The organism is Kosakonia sp., assembly GCF_032104925.1.
Classification (GTDB): domain Bacteria; phylum Pseudomonadota; class Gammaproteobacteria; order Enterobacterales; family Enterobacteriaceae; genus Kosakonia.
In genome coordinates this window covers 464,551-485,148 of the sequence record NZ_DAMCGF010000002.1, presented here as the reverse complement: position 1 = coordinate 485,148, position 20,598 = coordinate 464,551, and the positions used below count along the sequence as shown (strand labels likewise).

Here is a 20,598-nt window from a genome sequence, read left to right as displayed (position 1 = left end):
TTCAACTCCTTTTGCCAGTAAATTAAGGACGTTATCAAATTGTGGCAGATTACATGAGAAGTGCGGCGGGTTAAAACGCGGGCGAAAAAAAACCTGCGCGTCCGCGCAGGTTGGTGCAAGAAATGAGTACGAAAAGCGTACCGAATAAATCACCAATCAATACCTCTGGGACCTTGATTGTCGCGTGCGGCACCGCGCCTCACCAGCGGGAAAAAGCAAGAGAGTGAGCCGAAGTGAAACGAGGTGTGTCCATTAGCGATTACTGTTACAGACTTAAGGTAAAAAAAAACCTGCGCATCTGCGCAGGTTGGTGTAATTCGAGTGTGCAACCCTGGGGGCCGCGTTCACCTATCAATACCTCTGGGAGTTCTACTCTGTCACGGGGGGATATCTGCCACCAGCGGACAATCGAAACAGCCCTTCGCAAAGTGTAACTAAAGGTTGTGCCTGAATTACTTTGCAATTTCCCGCGTGTAACGGTTTCACTGATTTCCTTCGCGTCAGCTCACGTTTGCAGACACCTGCCGGGTAGCTTCCTTGATTACACATCTCTTTTCCGTAACACTATGCAGCGTGTAAACGCTTACCCAAAGGAAGGTGCGTAATGGCGACTATCAAAGATGTCGCGCGGCTGGCAGGAGTTTCGGTCGCAACGGTTTCCCGCGTGATTAACGACTCGCCAAAAGCGAGCGAGTCCTCGCGCCTGGCGGTGCAAAGCGCAATGGATGCGCTCAATTATCACCCGAATGCCAATGCCCGCGCGCTGGCGCAGCAGTCCACCGAAACCGTAGGTCTGGTGGTGGGCGACGTGTCCGATCCCTTCTTCGGCGCGATGGTAAAGGCTGTCGAGCAAGTCGCCTCGGCTACCGGGAATTTCCTGCTGATTGGCAACGGCTACCATAACGAAGAAAAAGAGCGCAAAGCCATTGAGCAACTGATTCGCCACCGTTGCGCAGCGCTGGTCGTTCACGCCAAAACCCTTCCTGACGATGAACTCGCCTCGCTGATGAAACAGATGCCGGGCATGGTGTTAATCAACCGCATTTTGCCGGGGTTTGAACAACGCTGTGTGGCGCTGGATGACCGTTATGGTGCCTGGCTGGCTACGCGCCATTTGATCCAGCAAGGCCACACGAAAATTGGTTACCTCTGCTCCAACCACGCAATCTCTGATGCGGAAGATCGCTTGCAGGGCTATTACGATGCGCTGAAAGAGAACGGTTTGCCCTGCAACGACCGGCTGGTGACGTTTGCCGAGCCGGATGAGAGCGGCGGCGAACAGGCGATGACCGAGCTGCTCGGTCGCGGGCGTAACTTTACCGCCGTCGCCTGTTATAACGATTCGATGGCCGCAGGTGCTATGGGCGTGCTGAATGACAACGGCATTGAGGTGCCGCGTGAGATTTCCCTGATTGGTTTCGATGATGTGCTGGTGTCGCGCTATGTCCGCCCGCGCTTAACCACCGTGCGCTACCCGATTGTCACCATGGCAACACAGGCCGCCGAGCTGGCGCTGGCGCTGGCGGAAAACCGCCCGCTGCCGGAAATCACGCACCTGTTTAACCCAACGCTGGTGCGTCGTCATTCGGTGATTGCGCCGCAAGAGTAGCGATAGAGGTGCACGGTCTTGTCCGGATAGTCGAGACCGTCGCCAATATAGTGCCAGCCAAAACGCTCATAAAAATCGCGACACGCCGAATAAAGATGCAGCTCCTGAAAACCCATCGCTTTCGCCTGCTCGATAACATGGCGCTGTAACTGCCCGGCCAACCCCTGCCCACGAGCACTCTCTTTCACATACAGCGCCGCCAGCCACGGGAACAGATCCTGGCGGCTGATTAAATCGCAGCGCCACAGCCCAACGGTGCCCAACAATTGCTCCCCATCAACCAGAACAAACGTCAGCGGCAACTGCCCGGGCGTCTGGCTGTGCGTGATAATAGAGGCGAAGAAATCACGCGGCAGCGAGTCGCCAAACTCACGCCATAACCAGTCCACCACCTGCTCTGCAAAGTGTGGCGCGTCGTAAAGGGGAATAATCTTCATAAGATCTTTCCCTGAAAAATCGGCACTGATTCAAACAGGTAGCCGTCAAAGTCAGGCGCATCCTCATCGGAAAGCTCCAGCAGACTCTTTTTGACATTTTCCAGATGCTGCCACATCGCCTGCCAGGCACCCATCACATCGCGGCGACGTAGCGCCGCCAGCAGGGTCTGCCGGTCGCCTAACCATTTCAGGCGATAGGGCCGGCTGGCAATATGCACGTTGAATTGTTGCCACAGCGGGCTGCTGTCCATGTGGTGCCAGATACTCTCCACCGTCGCCAGCAGCATCTGGTTTTGCGATGCGCCCGCCAGCACCAGGTGGAACATTTTGCTGTTGTCCTGCGAGGTGTCGTTCATCGCGATGGCGCGCTGCTCTTGCTCAAGAATGCGCCGAAGATTATCGATATCCGCGCGCGTCGCCATTTTGGCGGCAAAGGCAGCGATATTGCTCTCCAGTAGCTGGCGCGCCTGTAAGATCTCAAAGGGGCCAACATCGCTACTCAGAAAGCGCTCCTCTTCGTTCTCGTGCTCCTGCGGAATACGCATCACATAGACGCCGGAGCCCTGGCGAATATCTACCGTGCCTTGCAGTTCAAGCATCAACAGCGCTTCACGCACGATGGTGCGGCTAACGCCATATTTTTCGGCGATATTGCGCTCCGGCGGCAGACGGGAACCCACGGGGTAATGCCCCTGGATTATCTGCTCGCGTAAATCTTCGCCAATCTCCTGGTACTGTTTTTTTTCCGGCGGGACGACGGCCTTCTCCACAATATCACCTGCAAGTCTGAGTTATCGCGCAGGCCGGGCGCCCCGGCCTGTCGGCGCTATCTTACCAAAGCCAGCGCCTGATCGAGAACTTTCGCGCCGTTTAAGGTGCCATAAGCCACCGAATCGATCACATCAATCGGAATGCCGTATTCGTCAGTTAACTTTTTATTTTCCGCCAGCTTAAAGCGCACCTGCGGCCCCAGCAGCACGGCAGTTATCTCGGTGGCATAACTTTGCAGCTCGTCGCGCAGGGATTGCTCGGCAATGGCGTAGATCTTCAGCTCAAGACCGCGCTCGGCCGCCGCTTTTTCCATTTTGGTCACCACCAGCGATGTGGACATCCCGGCGGAGCAGCACAACACAATACGTTTCATGGTGGCTCCTTATTTCCATTCGTCATCAATAGTCAGGGTAAGCTGGCGTTCATCGCGCAGCTTGCGAAACCAGCCGGCAGACTTTTTCGGCCTGCGGTCGCGGTTGTTTTGCAGGTCAATCTCAATCAGGCCATAGCGGTTTTTAAACGCATTCATTGGCGAGACGTTATCGGTAAACGCCCACAACATGTAACCCTGGCAGTTCGCGCCCGCTTCTCTGGCGCGCAGCGTCTGGTATAAATGCGCGGCAATAAAATCAATGCGGTAATCGTCCTCAATGGTGCCCGCCGCATTGCGAAACTGCCCTTCGTTCTCAATGCCCATGCCACTTTCGGCAACAAACCACGGAATGTTGCCGTAGTCGTTTTTGATGCGCATCGCCATGTCATAAATGATCTCCGGCAGGATCTCCCAGCCGCGAGATTTGTTCATTTTTCTGCCCGGCAACTCAAACGGCTCGTAGTAGTACGCCGGGTGGAAAGGTGTCTCCGGGTGCCAGGCACGGGAAGGCGCTTTTACCCGGTGCGGGTAGTAAAGGTTAATGCCCAGCTCATCGACAGTGTTATCGCGGATGATCGCCAGCTCTTCCTCGCTGTAATCCCACGTGACCTGGTGTTTTTCCAGCAACGGGAACAACTCCGGTGGATAGTGACCTTTCACCATCGGATCAAGAAAAACACGGTTATAAAAGAGATCGTAGCATTCGGCGGCCAGCACATCGTGCGGTGCGCACGAGCGCGGATAGGTGACCTCCGGGTTGAGAATACAGCCCACGGTGCCCTGATAACCCTTCTCACGAAACAGTTTCACCACTTTCGCGGTGGCCAGGTTTTTGTGGTGATTCCACTGCATCCAGGTACCGGTGTTCTGCTCATAAGGCCAGCGCAGCGCGTCAAGGTAGACACGGGTTTGCACCACAATTGGCTCGTTGAAGGTGAACCAGCGGGTCACTTTTTGATGAAAGCGCTCGAACACTTTTTCGACATACAACAGGTACAGCTCAACCACTTTTTTTGACGCCCAGCCGCCGTAGGTTTCCAACAAATAACCCGGCAGTTCGTAATGTTCCAGGCAGATCATCGGCACAATGCCGTGGCGCTGCATCTCGTCAAACAGTCCGTCGTAATAGGCGGCATAGCGTTCATCGACCACGCCGTTTTCATAATCGGTGAGAAAGCGTGACCAGTTGATCGAGGTGCGATAGTGGGTTAGCCCCGCCTGTTTCATCAGTTGCACATCTTCACGAAAGCGCTGGTAAAAGTTGGTCGCCACCGCCGGACCGTAGCCGTCGTGCCAGACGTGACGATCGTTTTTGTACCAGAGATCGGGCCAGGAATCCTGGCCCTCCCGCTTGTCTGTCCAGCCTTCGGTTTGCCAGGCTGAGGCCGCCGCACCCAGAATAAACGACGGCGGTATCGCAATTGTTTTCGTGCTCATTACATCCTCAGGCGTTGTTCGTCGCTTCGGCTTGCAGTTGCGCTTGTTCGGCGCGGCGAGAAGCAATTTTCACAAACGGCAGATAGATAATGACGGAGGTGATAATGCAGATAAGCTGCGTCACTACCGCGCCCATTGAACCGGCAGTCGACAGCCAGGCGTTGATCAACGGCGGCGTCGTCCATGGCACCATCACCACCGCTTTGCCGGCAAAACCGGTCACCGTGGCGAAATAACCGATCGAGCCGGTCACCAGCGGAGTGATGATGAACGGGATCGCGAGGATCGGGTTGAGCATGATCGGCATACCGAAAATCACCGGCTCGTTAATATTAAATACCCCCGGCCCGATAGAGAGTTTGGCGATCTCTTTCATCTCTTTGCGTTTGGTAGCGATCATCACCGCGATCAGCAGACCGATGGTTAAACCCGAGCCGCCGATACTCATATAAACATCCCAGAACGGCATGGTGATGATGTTCGGCACCTCTTTGCCCTGCTCAAAGGCGCTCATATTGACGGTGATCGCGCCCAGCAGCAGCGGTTCGCGGATAGGCTTAATCATCTGGTTGCCGTGAATACCGATCACCCAGAACAGTTGCGCCACAAACATCAGCAATAAAATGCCCGGCAGGCTTTGTACCACGCGCTCCAGCGGCTGCTGCACTACTTGGTAAACGGCGTCATACAGGTACATGCCGGTCACCTGGTGGAAAACAAAACCGAAGGTGGCAATCACGGTGGTGGTGATGATCGCCGGGATTAGCGCGGAAAACGACGCGGAGACGTTAGGCGGCACGGTGTCCGGCATTTTGATCTTCAGCCCGTCGCGGTTCTCCAGCCAGCAGTAAATTTCCACCGACAAAATAGCGATAAACATGCCGAGGAACAGGCTACGGGTATCGGAGAACTGGCGCAGCAGCACGTCTTTCACTACGTGCATTTGCCCGTCTACCAGCATTTCCACGGTGGTTGGTGTGACGCAGATAAAGCAGATTACCGCCAGCAAACCAGGAAACAGCGTCTTAATGCCGTTGATACGCCCCAGTTCAATACCGATTAAGAACACCGCGCCAATGTTGAGAAAGTTGAGCGTGGCGTAGTTAATCGCGCTGGTGATCGGCTTTAGCGCGGCAAGGAATGAGAGTGACTGGAAGCTGGCGAGGCCGTTTTTCGGATCCAGCACCATGTTGGAGATCAGGACGGAGAATGCGCCGACGATGATCACCGGCATCAGGGTAATGAACGAGGCTTTGATCGCCATGATATAGCGATAGCTGTTGAACTTTGTCGCAAAACTACCCAGAGAATCGATGAGCTTTTCTTGTAGGGCCATGAGTTAACACCTCAGTAAAGGGGCTTTTTTATCGATGCAGGGATACAGCACAGTCCCATTTGGCATACCAAAAATAGCGATGCGTGGCGGAAAGTTCTGTGACGAGACTCGCAACCCGCTTACTGGTATTCCAAAACGAGACGGATGACAACATTGGCATACCACCTTGCGCTTCGCAGGGATTTCCAACACTTAGCGCAAACCGTTACCGCTGGCCTTAACCCGTGAAATGAGTGTGGTAAACTGCGTTTCATTACGCGAAACGAGAACTCGTCATGGTCACAATGCTGGATGTCTCACTGCGCGCGGGCGTTTCGAAAGCAACGGTTTCCCGCGTGTTGAATGGTACGGGTCAGGTCAAAGAGAGCACCCGCAATCAGGTTTTTAAGGCGATGGAGGAGCTGGATTATCGCCCCAACTTTCTTGCCCGCTCGCTGGCAAACCGCACCAGCAACAGCATTGGCTTGGTGGTGTCCAGTTTTGACGGTTTCTATTTCGGCCGCTTATTGCAGCAGGCGTCGCGTCAGGCGGAATTACACGGCAAACAGCTGATTGTCACCGACGGTCACGATACGCCCGAACGGGAAGAGCTGGCGGTGCAGATGCTGGCGGACAGGCGTTGCGACGCCATTATTCTTTACACCCGGTTTATGAGCGAAAAAGCGATCTTAACGCTCATTGACGCCACGCCAATGCCGCTGATTGTCATCAACCGCGAGCTGTTTCAGGCGCATGACAAATGCGTGTTCTTCGAGCAGCAGGACGCGGCGTTCCAGGCGGTGGATTACCTGATCACACAACACCACCGGGATATTGCCTGTATTACCGCGCCGATCCATACACCAACCGGTAAAGCGCGGCTGATGGGCTATCGCAAGGCGCTGGAAAAACACGGCATTCCCTGGGATCCGCACAGAGTGAAGTACGGCGACTCGACCATGACGCGCGGGTATGAGCTGTGCCAGCAGATGTTGCAGGAAGGGGTGAAATTCAGCGCCCTGTTCGCCTGTAACGACGATATGGCGCTGGGTGCCTCAAAGGCCATCTGGCAGGCGGGTTTGCGTATTCCGCAGGATATTTCGCTGTTCGGCTTTGATGACGCACCAAGCGCCCGCTGGCTGGAGCCAGGCCTGTCGACGGTCTATTTGCCGATCGACAACATGATCACCACCGCGATTGATCAGGCGATCAAACTGGTGAACAACGAACAGATCGCCGCGATCCCACCGTTTACCGGCACACTGGTCTTGCGTGAGTCGGTAGCGGCGGGACCGGGCAGCAAGGCTTAGAACTGCTCCAGACCGATCAGTTCTTCGATGGTCTGGCGGCGGCGAATCAACCGCGCGACGCCGTTATCGAACAACACTTCCGGCAGCAGCGGACGGCTGTTGTAGTTTGATGACATCGATGCGCCATACGCGCCGGTGTCATGCAGCACCAGATAATCTCCGGCTTTCACTTCCGGCAACGCGCGGGTTTCCACTTTCCCGCCCTCCTGCTGGGTAAAGACATCCCCGGATTCGCACAGCGGGCCGGCAACCACGGTATCAATCAATGGCGCATGGCGAAGATCGCGGCCGTCGGCGGCCAGCGCCGTAATGTGGTGGTAGCTGCCGTACATTGCCGGGCGCATCAGATCGTTAAAACCGGCGTCGATCAGCACAAAGTGGCGGCTGCCCATGTTTTTCACGCTACGCACTTGTGAAACCAGCACGCCAGATTCCGCCACCAGGAAGCGCCCCGGTTCGATCTCCAGTTTCACCGCATGCCCCAGATGTTTGGCGATTTGCTCGCGCGCCGCGTTCCACAACCCGAAATAATGCGCGGTATCCACCGGCTCCTCCCCTTCGTGATAGGGGATCGAAAGACCACCGCCCGCGGAAATAGCATGCAGATCCTGGCCGAAATCGACCACCTGGCGCACCATCGCCCCGCACACCTGTTCCAAATGGCCATAATCCACGCCGGAACCGATATGCATATGAATGCCCGCCAGTTTCAACTGGTAGCGCTGCATTACCGCCAGCGCATCGGCCAGATCGCTGTACCAGATGCCATGCTTGCTGTTTTCGCCGCCGGTGTTGGTTTTCTGGCTGTGACCATGACCAAAACCAGGGTTAACGCGTAACCAGACGCGATGCCCAGGCGAGACCGCGCCAAGCTGTTCCAGCATATCCACCGAACCGGCGTTCACTGCGATACCCAGTTCGCTCACCCGCGCGATGGTCGCCTCGTCCAGCACATCGGCGGTAAAAACGATATCGTCCGGGTGCGTTTGCGGATCGTAACCCGCTGCCAGCGCACGTTCGATCTCACCGAGCGAAACGGAATCGACTTTCACGCCCTGCTCGCGCATCAGACGCAAAATATGAATATTCGAGCAGGCTTTTTGCGCAAAGCGCACCACGTCGAAGGCGCGCAGTTTGGCGATTTGCGCGCGAATGATTTGCGCGTCATAAACCCATACCGGGCAGCCAAATTCAGCAGGTAAGCGCAGCAGATTAGCGGCGTTAAGGTCGGTTTCAGTCTGGTGTAATGAGCGTGGCATGGTGACTCCGGGCAACAAAATTTTTACTGATTACGCCACAGCGCGAAGAGAATAAAAAATATCGTTTTATCGCGACTCTATGCAAAAATGATATGGATAACCTGCTGAAACTGGATCTGCCGATGCCCGCTGTCAATCTGCGCCATATCGAAATCTTTCACGCTGTAATGACCACCGGCAATCTGACGGAGGCCGCCGCACTGCTGCATACCTCGCAACCGACGGTAAGCCGCGAGCTGGCGCGCTTTGAAAAAGTGCTGGGGCTGAAACTGTTCGAGCGCACGCGCGGGCGTTTACAACCCACAGTGCAAGGCTTGCGGTTATTCGAAGAGGTGCAGCGCTCCTGGTACGGGCTGGACCGGATTGTCAGCGCCGCCGAAAGCCTGCGTGAGTTCCGCCAGGGCGAGCTTTCTATCGCCTGCCTGCCGGTATTTTCGCAGTCTTTTTTACCGCTGCTGCTGCAACCGTTTCTGGCGCGCTATCCGGATGTCAGCCTGAATATCGTGCCGCAGGAGTCGCCATTGCTGGAGGAGTGGCTGTCGGCGCAGCGCCACGATCTGGGCTTAACCGAAACGCTCAGCACCCCGGCGGGCACCGAGCGCACGCCGCTGCTCACCTGTAATGAAGTCTGCGTCATGCCACAGGATCACCCGCTGGCGCGCAAAACCGTGTTAACACCGGCAGACTTTCAGGGCGAGAATTACATCAGTTTGTCGCGCTCCGACAGCTACCGACAGTTGCTGGACGCGCTGTTTAATGAACATCAGGTGAAGCGGCGGATGGTACTGGAAACGCACAGCGCCGCCTCAGTGTGCGCGATGGTACGCGCCGGGGTGGGCATTTCGGTGGTGAACCCGCTGACCGCGCTGGATTACGCGGCCAGCGGTGTCGCCGTGCGCCGTTTCAGTATTGATGTGCCGTTTACGGTGAGCCTGATCCGTCCACTGCACCGCCCCGCTTCCGCGCTGGTCGAGGCGTTTACCGCCCATTTGCAGGCAGCCATGCCGCTGGTGAGCGGACCGCTGGCTGCCATGCTGGGCGAATGTTAAGAGAGCATAAAGTCCACCGCATCGGCAGCATGCAGCGCCGCCGTATCAAACACCTTAATCGGGCAATGCGTTTCCGGCAGCAGCAGGCCGATCTCGGTGCAACCGAAAATCACCCCTTCCGCGCCTTCGCCAGCCAATTTCTTGATTAAATTAACAAAATAGTAGCGAGACTCATCGGTGAACGTTCCCAGACAGAGCTCACTAAAAATGATGTCGTTGATGCGCTCGCGATCTTCCGGGCCCGGCACGGAGGTTTCGATGCCAAACTGTTTTTCCAGGCGGCCACGGTAAAAATCCTGCTCCATGGTGTAGCGCGTACCCAGCAGCGCGACATTGCGCATGCCGGCGTTTTGAATCGCCCGTCCGGTGGCGTCGGCAATATGCAGGAACGGAATATGGCAGCGCTCTTCAATTTGACCGGCGACTTTGTGCATGGTGTTGGTACACAGCACAATCGCCTGCGCGCCCGCCTGCTCCAGACCCGCCGCCGCCTGGGCTAAGATCTCACCGGCTTTGTGCCACTGCGCTGTCGCCTGGCAGGTCTCAATTTCATGGAAATCCAGGCTGTGCAGAAGCAAGCTGGCGGAGTGCAAGCCGCCGAGACGAGCTTTCACGCCCTCATTAATCAGGCGGTAATAAGGAATGGTCGATTCCCAGCTCATACCGCCCAGCAGTCCTATCGTTTTCATCGCTTGTCTCCGTCTGGTTTAGCGCTCAGTCAATCAAAGTTGTGATCGACTTTCAACTTCTCTGGCCTCGCGTTTATTTTTATAGAACGCTGAGATAAGTTATTTTGAAACAACGTTTCATCATTTACTCTGTCGTAACCACTAACGATACCTACTACAGGACACTCCGATGTTTATCTTCCATAAAGACACTCAGCTTGAAGACCTGGGCAACGGCGTCAGCCGCCGTATTCTTGCCCATAACGGCAAAATGATGGCGGTCGAAGTTATGTTCGAACAAGGCGCCATCGGCCCAATGCACAACCATCCTCATGAACAACTTACGTACGTTTTATCCGGCGAGTTCGAATTTACCATTGGTGATGAGAAACATATCGTCACCGCAGGCGATACACTTTATAAGGAACCGCACATTATGCACGGATGTGTGTGTTTAAAAGCCGGAACGCTGCTCGATACCTTTACACCGGTACGTGAAGATTTTTTAAAACGTTGATCGCGCCCTAAAATAGTTAACGCCTCCCATAATTAGGGGGGCGTTTTTATTTCCCGGCCAATAAAAATAGTTCGCCGGATAATCGTTTTAATTTCCAATGATTTCATTTCGCAATTTTTAATACCTTAGGCTGTTACTTAAATCTTTACGCTTATTGGCTTTAAACCCGCTGTTTTTCGGCAAAAATGACACCCACCTCACTTTATTGAAACATCGTTTCGACTTCGATCACATTTCACGAATTAATCGAATGACGCCAATTCAAAACACAATAAAATATTTTAAAACGACGTTTCACAAACCAAGAACGCAAGTTCGCAGGATTTTAAAACCCGGAATATCGTGAGTAATTTCCGGTGGTTAAAGTTTCAAAACGTATTGATTCAATTGATTATTGTGATCAAGCGCACGCGCAGAGCCTGTTTTAATCCCCGGACGCCCATGCGGCGGGGGAAAAAAGTTAATCTCCGAATCCGTATTACACATTGTTCGCCAGGTAGGTATGTATGAATGAAAACAGACTACTGGGATTGGCCTGGATATCGCCCTACGTTATTGGGTTGATAGTCTTTACGGCTTTCCCATTCATCTCATCGTTCTTTCTCAGTTTTACTGAGTATGACCTGATGAGCCCGCCGGTATTTAACGGCATTGAGAATTATCGCTACATGTTTACCGAAGACACGCTCTTCTGGAAATCAATGGGCGTCACCTTTGCGTATGTATTTTTGACAATCCCGCTGAAGCTCGCCTTCGCGCTGGGGATTGCCTTTGTGCTCAACTTTAAACTTCGCGGCATCGGTTTTTTCCGCACGGCTTACTACATTCCGTCCATTCTCGGTAGCTCTGTCGCGATCGCCGTACTGTGGCGCGCACTGTTCGCTATCGATGGCCTGCTGAACAGCTTTATCGGCGTGTTTGGTCTGGATCCGATTAACTGGCTTGGCGAACCGTCGCTGGCGCTGATGTCCGTCACCTTGCTGCGCGTCTGGCAGTTCGGCTCCGCGATGGTCATCTTCCTTGCTGCGCTGCAGAACGTACCGCAATCCCAGTACGAAGCAGCGATGATCGATGGCGCCAGCAAATGGCAGATGTTTATGAAAGTCACCGTGCCGCTGATTACGCCGGTTATTTTCTTCAACTTCATCATGCAGACCACCCAGGCGTTCCAGGAATTTACCGGCCCGTATGTCATTACCGGCGGCGGCCCGACCTATTACACCTATCTGTTCTCGCTCTACATCTACGACACCGCCTTCAAGTATTTCGACATGGGCTACGGCGCGGCGCTGGCCTGGGTGCTGTTCCTGGTGGTAGCAGTCTTTGCCTCCATCGCCTTTAAGTCTTCGAAATACTGGGTGTTCTACTCTGCCGATAAGGGAGGCAAAAATGGCTGATATCCAACATCTCACGCCGGGCATGAAAGAAGCCGAACGTGAAGTGGCGCGCACGCTGCGCCGCGAGAAAATCAGCGCATGGATCCGCTATACGATCCTGCTTTTTGTCGGCCTGTTAATGCTCTACCCGCTGGCGTGGATGTTCTCGGCGTCGTTCAAACCGAACCACGAGATCTTCACCACGCTGGGACTGTGGCCCACCCACGCCACCTGGGACGGCTTTATTAACGGCTGGAAAACCGGCACCGAATACACCTTCGGTCATTACATGCTGAATACCTTTAAGTATGTGATCCCGAAAGTGATCCTGACCATTATCTCTTCCACCATTGTGGCTTACGGCTTTGCCCGCTTTGAGATCCCATGGAAGAACTTCTGGTTCGGTACGCTTATCGCCACCATGCTGCTGCCAAGCACCGTGCTGCTGATCCCGCAATACCTGATGTTCCGTGAAATGGGCATGCTCAACAGCTACATGCCGCTGTATCTGCCAACGGCGTTTGCGACACACGGTTTCTTCGTCTTTATGTTGATTCAGTTTTTACGCGGCGTACCGCGCGACATGGAAGAAGCGGCACAAATCGACGGCTGTAACTCCTGGCAGGTGCTGTGGTACGTGGTAGTGCCAATCCTGAAACCGGCGATTATCTCCGTGGCACTGTTCCAGTTCATGTGGTCAATGAACGACTTTATCGGGCCGCTGATTTATGTCTACAGCGTGGATAAATACCCGATCGCACTGGCGCTGAAAATGTCCATCGACGTCACCGAAGGTGCGCCGTGGAACGAAATTCTGGCAATGGCGAGTATCTCCATTCTGCCGTCCATCATTGTCTTCTTCCTGGCACAGCGCTACTTCGTACAGGGCGTGACCAGCAGCGGAATTAAAGGTTAAGAGGGAAGTATCATGGCTGAAGTTATTTTCAACAAACTGGAAAAGGTTTACTCCAACGGCTTCAAAGCGGTACATGGTATCGACCTGAAAATTGCCGATGGCGAATTTATGGTGATTGTCGGCCCAAGCGGCTGCGCCAAATCCACCACGCTGCGTATGCTGGCAGGTCTGGAGACCATCAGCGGCGGCGAAGTGCGCATCGGCGAGAAGATCGTCAACAACCTCGCGCCAAAATCACGCGGTATCGCGATGGTGTTCCAGAACTACGCGCTCTACCCGCACATGACGGTGCGTGAAAACCTCGCGTTCGGCCTCAAGCTCAGCAAAATGCCGAAAGAGGAGATCAACAAACAGGTTGATGAAGCGGCGAAGATCCTCGAACTGGAAGAGTTGATGGACCGCCTGCCGCGCCAGCTTTCTGGTGGTCAGGCGCAGCGCGTGGCGGTTGGCCGCGCGATTGTGAAAAAGCCGGATGTGTTCCTGTTTGACGAACCGCTGTCGAACCTGGACGCCAAGCTGCGCGCCTCAATGCGTATCCGTATTTCCGACCTGCACAAGCAGTTAAAGAAATCCGGTAAACCGGCGACCACCGTTTACGTCACGCACGATCAGACTGAAGCAATGACCATGGGCGACCGTATCTGCGTGATGAAACTCGGTCATATCATGCAGGTGGATACCCCGGACAACCTCTACCACTTCCCGAAAAACATGTTCGTGGCGGGCTTTATCGGCGCGCCGGAGATGAACATCAAACCGGCGAAAATCGTGAAAAAAGCCGACCAACTGCACATCACCGTTGGTCATGAAACGCTGGCGCTGAACGCTTATCAGCAGGAGAAAGTCGCCGATTACGCCGACAAAGAGGTGTTTTTTGGTGTGCGCCCGGAGTTTGTCTCCGTTTCAGATGAGCCTTACAGCGACGATTGCGGCTCCGGTGAGCTGGTGCGCGTCGAAAACATGGGTCACGAGTTCTTTGTTTACCTGAAAGTTGGCGACTACGAACTGACCGCCCGAATCCCTTCTGATGAAGCTAAGCCAATGATTGCAAAGGAGCTTCACCGGAAGGTGTACTTTAAGTTTGATATGAATAAGTGTCATATTTTTGACGCGAAAACAGAACAGAACATTTCCTTATAACGACGAAATCATTCGCGATGCCCCGGCGCGGCAAGTCGGTGTCTCCCGGCGCTTACGCAAGTAAGTCGCCGGCAGACATCAACGCAGCCACCAAAGGGGCAGCCTGAAGAATGAAATTTAACTAAACGTTGGAGTATAAAAATGAAAAAAGTGCTTACCGGCGCCATCATCTCCGCAACTCTGGGCATGTGCGCTGTACCCGCAACCGCCGCTGATAATGTTGATCTGCGTATGTCCTGGTGGGGGGGCAACGGTCGTCATCAGGTCACCTTAAAAGCGCTGGAAGAGTTTCATAAACAGCATCCGGACATTACCGTTAAATCCGAATACACCGGTTGGGACGGCCACCTCTCCCGTCTGACCACGCAAATCGCGGGCGGCACCGAGCCGGACGTGATGCAGACCAACTGGAACTGGCTGCCGATTTTCTCCAAAAATGGCGACGGTTTTTACGACCTGAACCAGGTGAAAGACATTATTGATTTAAGCCAGTTCGACGCTAAAGAGCTGCAGTCCACCACCGTTGACGGCAAGCTGAACGGCATTCCAATCTCCGTCACCGCGCGCGTGTTCTACTTCAACGATGAGCAGTGGAAAAAAGCGGGCGTCGCCTTCCCGAAAACCTGGGATGAGCTGTTAGCCGCGGGCAAAACCTTTGAAAGCAAGCTCGGCAAACAGTACTACCCGGTAGTGCTGGAGCACCAGGATACGCTGGCGCTGCTGAACTCCTACATGGTGCAGAAATACAACATTCCTGCCGTGGATGAAAAAGCGAAGAAATTCAGCTACACCAGCGAGCAATGGGTCGAATTCTTCCAGATGTATAAAAAACTGGTCGATAGCCACGTGATGCCGGACGCTAAGTACTACGCGTCATTTGGTAAGAGCAACATGTATGAAATGAAGCCGTGGATCGAAGGTGAATGGGCCGGTACTTACATGTGGAACTCCACCATCACCAAATACTCCGACAACCTGAAGCCGCCAGCCAAACTGGTGCTGGGTGACTACCCGATGCTGCCGGGCGCGAAAGACGCGGGCCTGTTCTTCAAACCGGCGCAAATGCTGTCGATTGGTAAATCCACCAAGCATCCGAAAGAGGCGGCCCAGGTGATCAACTTCCTGCTGAACAGCAAAGAAGGCGCGGAAACGCTGGGTCTGGAGCGCGGTGTGCCGCTGAGCAAAGCCGCGGTGCAAACGCTGACCGCCAATGGCGCGATCAAAGAGGCCGATCCGGCGGTTGCGGGTCTGCGTCTGGCGCAGTCTCTGCCGACCAAACTCTCGGTATCGCCTTACTTTGACGATCCGCAGATTGTTGCCCAGTTCGGTACCGCAATTCAGTACATCGACTATGGCCAGAAATCCGTTGAAGAAACCGCAGCCGACTTCCAGCGTCAGGCTGAACGTATTCTGAAACGCGCCATGCGCTAAGGTTTTACCGCAATGACATACCCTGCCCGTTCGCGGCAGGGTATTTTTTTATCTAAGGAGCAGGTAATGGCAAAGGGGAAAATAGTCTCTCTCACCTTCCGCAGCCAGAAAGACGACAAAACCGGGCATGAAGTTATCCGGCTGACGCCGCCGCATATTATTTGTCACCGTAACTACTTCTATCAAAAATGCTTTACCCGCGACGGCGAGAAACTGATTTTCGGCGGCGCGTTTGAAGGCCACTGGAATTACTACTTGCTGGATCTCGCTAACCGCGAAGCGACACAACTCACCGAAGGCGCGGGCGATAATACCTTCGGCGGCTTTTTATCCGCCGATGACAGCGCGCTGTGGTATGTGAAAAATACCCGCGAACTGCGCCGCGTGGATTTGCAGACGCTCGAAGAGCATATCGTCTACGAAGTCGACGATGAATGGGTGGCTTACGGCACCTGGGTCGCCAACTCCGGTTGCACAAAACTGGTTGGTATCGAAATCAAGAAAAGTGACTGGCAGCCGCTTACCGACTGGCAGAAATTCCGCGATTTCTACTTCACTCATCCGGAGTGCCGCTTGATCCGCATTGATCTGCAAAGCGGTAAACGTGAGACCCTGTTGCAGGAAAAACGCTGGCTTGGCCACCCGATCTATCGCCCGTTTGACGATAACACCGTGGCGTTTTGCCACGAAGGCCCGCGCGATGTGATTGATGCACGTATGTGGCTGATTAACGAAGATGGCAGCAATGTGCGCAAAGTGCGCCAGCACAAGCCGGGAGAAAGTTTTACCCATGAATTCTGGGTGCCGGACGGCTCCGCGCTCTATTACGTGGCGCACCAGGAAAACGATCCGCGCCGGTATCTCTTCAGCGCGGATCCGAACACGCTGGAAAACCAGCAGTTGATGGCGATCCCGCCCTGCTCGCACCTGATGAGTAATCAAGACGGCAGCCTGGTGGTTGGCGACGGCGCGCCGCATCACACCGGGGATATCCACCTTAACGATCCGTTTATCTGGGTATTTGATATCAAAAGCGGCGAACAGAACGCGATTTGCCAGCATAACAGTAGCTGGAAAGTGCTGGATGGCGACCGCCAGGTCACTCACCCGCATCCGTCTTTCTCGCCAGATAACCAGTGGGTACTCTACACCTCCGATGCCGAAGGCATGCCCGCGCTGTACCTGGCGCGGGTGTAATTTTGCCCTCTCCCGCCAGGGAGAGGGATGTTGTTACACGCCGATATTACGCAGTTTTTCACCCGACATCAGACGGCGCTCGATATGTTCCAGCGTGACGTTTTTGGTTTCCGGGATCAGCCAGAAAGTGACGCCGACAAATGCCAGATTCAGCGCGGTATAGAGCCAGAAGGTGTCCGCCGCGCCAATCGCGTCCAGCAAGGTCAGGAAAGTCGCGCCGATAATCATGTTCGACACCCAGTTAGTGGTGGTCGAGCAGGTGATACCGAAATCGCGACATTTCAGCGGCTGGATCTCAGAACACAAGATCCACACTACCGGCGCGGCGCTCATTGCATACCCGGCAATACAGATCATCGTCATACCAACGGAAAGCCAGGATAACCCGCTCGACGCAGTGCCGTTATCAAACTGCATCAGGCAGTAGCCCAGGATCAAGGTGCCAATTGCCATCACGCTGAAACCAATTTTCAGCGCCGGTTTGCGCCCGGCTTTATCTACGGTAAACACCGCGATAAAGGTGGCAAACATAAAGGTCAGCCCCACCACCAGCGTGGCGATCATCTGCTGTTCCGTAGTAGTAAACCCGGCCATTTTGAAGATGCGCGGCGCGTAATACATGATGATATTCATGCCGGTGAACTGCTGCATCGCCTGCAATAACATGCCGAGGAAAACGGCGCGGCGCACGTTTCGGTTAGCTTTAAACAGCTGAAAACCGCCCTGTTTCAGTTTCAGGCTTTCGCGGATTTCATTAAGTTCTTCGCGCGCTTTTTCCGAGGTATCGCGCAGCATACGCAGCACCTCTTCCGCTTCAATATGCCGCCCTTTTTGCGCCAGCCAGCGCGGGCTATTAGGCAGGAACACCACCAGAATAATCAGCAACACCGCTGGCAGCGCCAGCACGCCGAGCATTGCCCGCCAGTTGCCGCTGTAGCTAAACGCGGTATCCGACAGGAACGCCAGCACAATGCCCAGCGTGACCATTAACTGGTACATGCTTATCATCTTGCCACGCACGTTTTCGCTCGCCATTTCAGATAGATACAGTGGCGCGGTGTAAGACGCAATGCCGACCGCAACCCCGAGCAGCACGCGGGAAAGCAGCAGCACTTCTACACTGGCGGCAAACGCGGAACCGAGCGAGCCGGCGACAAACAACACCGCGCCCGCCATTAAACTGTATTTGCGCCCAAGGCGGAAAGAGAGCCAGCCGTTAAACAGCGCACCCAGCGCCGCGCCCAGCATCATGCTGCTCACCACCCACTCCTGCAAACGGCTGGATAAGGTGAAATGGTCGGTGATAAACGGCAGCGCGCCGGAAATCACCCCAATATCGAGACCAAACAACAGCCCGGCAACCGCTGCCGACACCGAGACAAACAGATTCATACGCCGGGTATCACGCAGGGCGCGCGGTAAAGCTACGGAATCATTACTGATAGAAGTCATTTTTTCCTGCCTACACAGAATAAGACGTCCTATGAAAGTAAGTCAGCGACGGGTCAAAGCGTCAGTGCTGAAAACGCGAAGATATGGATAAATGCGCTGTGGCATGGTGTTTTGTGATGGAGTTTACAATTTTGAAAATATAGTTTAAGCACTAAACTAATTTTAACTTACTTATTTTTAACGCTTTTTAATCAATAGCCTGCGAATTAAGATAAAAGGATATGGATTTTTCTATTCATCAGATATGGACAATTAATACGCAGAGATAAAAAAACCTGCCCGCAGGCAGGTTTTTTATGCAGCTAATGCCAGGCGAATTAACGCGCCAGCCAGCCGCCGTCCACCGCAATGGTGTAGCCGTTGATGTAGTCAGACGCTTTTGATGCCAGGAACACAACCGGCCCCATCAGATCGCTCGGCAGCCCCCAGCGACCCGCCGGGATGCGATCGAGGATCTCGGCGCTACGCTGCTCGTCGGCACGCAGTTGCTGAGTGTTGTTGGTCGCCATATAACCCGGCGCGATAGCGTTAACGTTGATGTTGTGTTTCGCCCACTCGTTCGCCAGCAGACGCGTCACGCCCATGACGCCGCTTTTTGACGCGGTGTAAGACGGTACGCGGATGCCGCCCTGGAAAGAGAGCATTGACGCGATGTTGATGATCTTGCCGCCATTACCCTGTGCGATGAAGTGTTTTGCCGCCGCCTGGGACATAAAGAATACGCTCTTGATGTTCAGGTTCATCACGTCGTCCCAGTCTTTCTCGCTGAAGTTGATCGCGTCTTCGCGGCGGATCAAACCAGCGTTGTTTACCAGAATGTCGATTTTGCCGAACTCGGCGACCGCGCGCTCCAGCAGCGCCGGAATGCCATCGATCTGACGCAGATCGGCAGTCAGGCTAAGAAAACGACGGCCCAGCGCGGTCACGCGCTCGATGGTTTCTGTTGGTTCAACAATATTGATACCGACGATATCGCAGCCCGCTTCCGCCAGGCCCAGCGCCATACCCTGGCCCAGACCGGTGTCGCAACCGCTGACTACCGCAACCTTACCTTGAAGAGAAAATGCATCCAGAATCATGTTTATTCCTTAATCTATCAGCGCCTGTGTTGGACAGGCATGGTTTTATGCTGCCCGCTATTAGCGCAGATCTTTTACAGCGACGTGATCCATGTCATCAAAGACCTGGTTCTCACCCACCATCCCCCAGATGAAGGTATACGCACGCGTACCAACGCCTGAATGGATTGACCAGCTGGGAGAAATGACCGCCTGCTCGTTATGCATCACAATGTGACGCGTTTCCTGCGGCTGCCCCATCATATGGAATACGCAGGCGTCTTCTTCCATATTGAAATAGAAGTACACTTCCATGCGGCGCTCATGGGTATGGCACGGCATAGTGTTCCACAGGTTGCCCGGCGCAAGCTCGGTCAGCCCCATGCTTAACTGGCATGTTTCCAGCACGTCCGGCACGAAATATTTGTTGATGGTGCGACGGTTACTGGTCAGCGGATCGCCAAGTGTCACTGGTGCGACATCGGCTGGCGTCACTTTTTTCGTTGGGAAGGTGGTGTGTGCGGGTGCGCAGTTGTAGTAAAACTTGGCCGGTTTCGCGCTATCTATGCTGGCAAAAACCACCTCTCTGGCGCCTTTTCCGACATATAACGCATCGCGATGACCAATTTCATAACACTGACCATCAACGGTGATGGTGCCCGGGCCGCCGATATTAATCACGCCCAGTTCGCGGCGCTCAAGGAAATAGCTCACGCCAAGCTGTTTACCCACTTCGCCACCGACAGAAACGGTTTTATTCACCGGTTTAATACCGCCGACAATAATGCGGTCGATATGGCTGTAAACCATGGTGTATTCGTCATCAGCGAATATTTTTTCGACTAAAAACTCATTGCGCAGGCCCTGGGTATCCAGCGTTTTCGCATGCGCACTGTGGATGCTTTGTCTGACTTCCACAATAACCTCCGAAGTAAATTTTGACCGAAACGTCACTTAACGAAACGCAGAAACAGTGTTCCGTTTCTTCATTAGGCGCATCTTATCCCGGCTAAAACATGTTTTCAATCTTGAATAAAACAACGTTTCAATTTTTCTGCGACTTATTATTAAATCTGTAAGTCCGATCACGATTGTTTGGCGTTGACAGTGCGTCATTACCGGTTAGGTTATGAGAGTAAGTTTAAATAAATCATAGCAAACAATAAGTTAACCCCGTCTTTGAGTTTTGACGGCTAATCAGTAATTTTTGTGTGTAAAATCAAAGCCCGCTAGCACAAACGCTTTTTCACCTCGCATTTATCCGGCTCGCAGACGTTGTTTTC

At 54.0% G+C, this 20,598-nt stretch carries 19 protein-coding genes; 9 read left to right on the top strand and 10 right to left on the bottom strand.

The features are described from left to right. Positions 1 to 604 precede the first annotated feature (604 nt). Positions 605 to 1,609, top strand: a complete 1,005-nt coding sequence (gene galR / locus RT644_RS05350; RefSeq protein ID WP_020455061.1) for an HTH-type transcriptional regulator GalR — start codon at positions 605 to 607, stop codon at positions 1,607 to 1,609. Here galR and RT644_RS05345 read toward each other — a convergent pair. Genes RT644_RS05345 through RT644_RS05325 form a run of 5 tightly spaced genes read right to left on the bottom strand, consistent with a single transcriptional unit; the run spans position 1,582 to position 5,963 of the window. Next, positions 1,582 to 2,046: a GNAT family N-acetyltransferase gene (locus RT644_RS05345; protein WP_269231824.1), complete on the bottom strand. Its 465-nt coding sequence runs from the start codon at positions 2,044 to 2,046 to the stop codon at positions 1,582 to 1,584. The two genes, galR and RT644_RS05345, sit on opposite strands and share 28 nt — an antisense overlap. After that, complete coding sequence (locus RT644_RS05340; protein ID WP_313626084.1) at positions 2,043 to 2,816, bottom strand: GntR family transcriptional regulator; 774 nt, start codon at positions 2,814 to 2,816, stop codon at positions 2,043 to 2,045. The genes RT644_RS05345 and RT644_RS05340 overlap by 4 nt, the downstream gene beginning before the upstream one ends. Before the next feature lie 56 nt (positions 2,817 to 2,872). Beyond that, positions 2,873 to 3,190: a PTS sugar transporter subunit IIB gene (locus RT644_RS05335; protein WP_020455064.1), complete on the bottom strand. Its 318-nt coding sequence runs from the start codon at positions 3,188 to 3,190 to the stop codon at positions 2,873 to 2,875. Positions 3,191 to 3,199: 9 nt separating this feature from the next. Beyond that, entirely contained in the window at positions 3,200 to 4,627 is a 1,428-nt protein-coding gene (locus RT644_RS05330; protein WP_313626083.1) for a glycoside hydrolase family 1 protein, read from the bottom strand. Between the two features lie 7 nt (positions 4,628 to 4,634). Next, positions 4,635 to 5,963: a PTS sugar transporter subunit IIC gene (locus RT644_RS05325; RefSeq protein WP_017457673.1), complete on the bottom strand. Its 1,329-nt coding sequence runs from the start codon at positions 5,961 to 5,963 to the stop codon at positions 4,635 to 4,637. A 284-nt stretch (positions 5,964 to 6,247) separates the two neighbouring features. Here RT644_RS05325 and RT644_RS05320 point away from each other — a divergent pair, with 284 nt between their 5' ends. Then, positions 6,248 to 7,252 (top strand): LacI family DNA-binding transcriptional regulator, encoded by a 1,005-nt coding sequence (locus tag RT644_RS05320; protein WP_174240592.1) that lies wholly within the window; start codon positions 6,248 to 6,250, stop codon positions 7,250 to 7,252. Here the strand turns inward: RT644_RS05320 and lysA are convergent. Continuing rightward, a complete protein-coding gene (gene lysA / locus RT644_RS05315) occupies positions 7,249 to 8,511 on the bottom strand; it encodes a diaminopimelate decarboxylase (RefSeq protein ID WP_313626082.1) in 1,263 nt (420 codons plus the stop codon). The two genes, RT644_RS05320 and lysA, sit on opposite strands and share 4 nt — an antisense overlap. 122 nt (positions 8,512 to 8,633) lie before the next feature. On the opposite strand from lysA, the gene RT644_RS05310 reads away from it, so the two are divergent. Beyond that, positions 8,634 to 9,560: a LysR family transcriptional regulator gene (locus tag RT644_RS05310; RefSeq protein WP_313626153.1), complete on the top strand. Its 927-nt coding sequence runs from the start codon at positions 8,634 to 8,636 to the stop codon at positions 9,558 to 9,560. On the opposite strand, the gene RT644_RS05305 is transcribed toward RT644_RS05310, so the two are convergent. Continuing rightward, a complete protein-coding gene (locus RT644_RS05305) occupies positions 9,557 to 10,249 on the bottom strand; it encodes an aspartate/glutamate racemase (protein ID WP_020455069.1) in 693 nt (230 codons plus the stop codon). The two genes, RT644_RS05310 and RT644_RS05305, sit on opposite strands and share 4 nt — an antisense overlap. A 169-nt stretch (positions 10,250 to 10,418) precedes the next feature. On the opposite strand from RT644_RS05305, the gene RT644_RS05300 reads away from it, so the two are divergent. The 6 genes from RT644_RS05300 (at position 10,419) to RT644_RS05275 (ending at position 16,805) form a co-directional block, all read left to right on the top strand. Continuing rightward, a complete protein-coding gene (locus RT644_RS05300) occupies positions 10,419 to 10,745 on the top strand; it encodes a cupin domain-containing protein (protein ID WP_020455070.1) in 327 nt (108 codons plus the stop codon). 506 nt (positions 10,746 to 11,251) lie between these two features. Then, positions 11,252 to 12,142 (top strand): carbohydrate ABC transporter permease, encoded by an 891-nt coding sequence (locus RT644_RS05295; RefSeq protein ID WP_025263850.1) that lies wholly within the window; start codon positions 11,252 to 11,254, stop codon positions 12,140 to 12,142. Then, on the top strand, positions 12,135 to 13,037 hold the full coding sequence (locus tag RT644_RS05290; protein ID WP_017457666.1) for a carbohydrate ABC transporter permease: 903 nt from the start codon (positions 12,135 to 12,137) through the stop codon (positions 13,035 to 13,037). The genes RT644_RS05295 and RT644_RS05290 overlap by 8 nt, the downstream gene beginning before the upstream one ends. A gap of 12 nt (positions 13,038 to 13,049) precedes the next feature. Further along, entirely contained in the window at positions 13,050 to 14,177 is a 1,128-nt protein-coding gene (locus RT644_RS05285; protein ID WP_313626081.1) for an ABC transporter ATP-binding protein, read from the top strand. A gap of 141 nt (positions 14,178 to 14,318) precedes the next feature. Next, complete coding sequence (locus tag RT644_RS05280) at positions 14,319 to 15,608, top strand: ABC transporter substrate-binding protein (RefSeq protein ID WP_020455072.1); 1,290 nt, start codon at positions 14,319 to 14,321, stop codon at positions 15,606 to 15,608. 66 nt (positions 15,609 to 15,674) lie between these two features. Next, complete coding sequence (locus RT644_RS05275) at positions 15,675 to 16,805, top strand: oligogalacturonate lyase family protein (protein ID WP_313626080.1); 1,131 nt, start codon at positions 15,675 to 15,677, stop codon at positions 16,803 to 16,805. Between the two features lie 33 nt (positions 16,806 to 16,838). On the opposite strand, the gene RT644_RS05270 is transcribed toward RT644_RS05275, so the two are convergent. The 3 genes from RT644_RS05270 to kduI form a co-directional block, all read right to left on the bottom strand. Next, positions 16,839 to 18,257, bottom strand: a complete 1,419-nt coding sequence (locus RT644_RS05270) for a sugar porter family MFS transporter (protein WP_313626079.1) — start codon at positions 18,255 to 18,257, stop codon at positions 16,839 to 16,841. 317 nt (positions 18,258 to 18,574) lie between these two features. Continuing rightward, positions 18,575 to 19,336, bottom strand: a complete 762-nt coding sequence (gene kduD, locus RT644_RS05265; RefSeq protein ID WP_017457661.1) for a 2-dehydro-3-deoxy-D-gluconate 5-dehydrogenase KduD — start codon at positions 19,334 to 19,336, stop codon at positions 18,575 to 18,577. 60 nt (positions 19,337 to 19,396) lie between these two features. Beyond that, positions 19,397 to 20,233 carry a 5-dehydro-4-deoxy-D-glucuronate isomerase gene (kduI, locus tag RT644_RS05260; protein WP_045512591.1) on the bottom strand — a complete coding sequence of 279 codons (837 nt, stop codon included), beginning with the start codon at positions 20,231 to 20,233 and terminating at the stop codon, positions 19,397 to 19,399. Positions 20,234 to 20,598 lie beyond the last annotated feature (365 nt).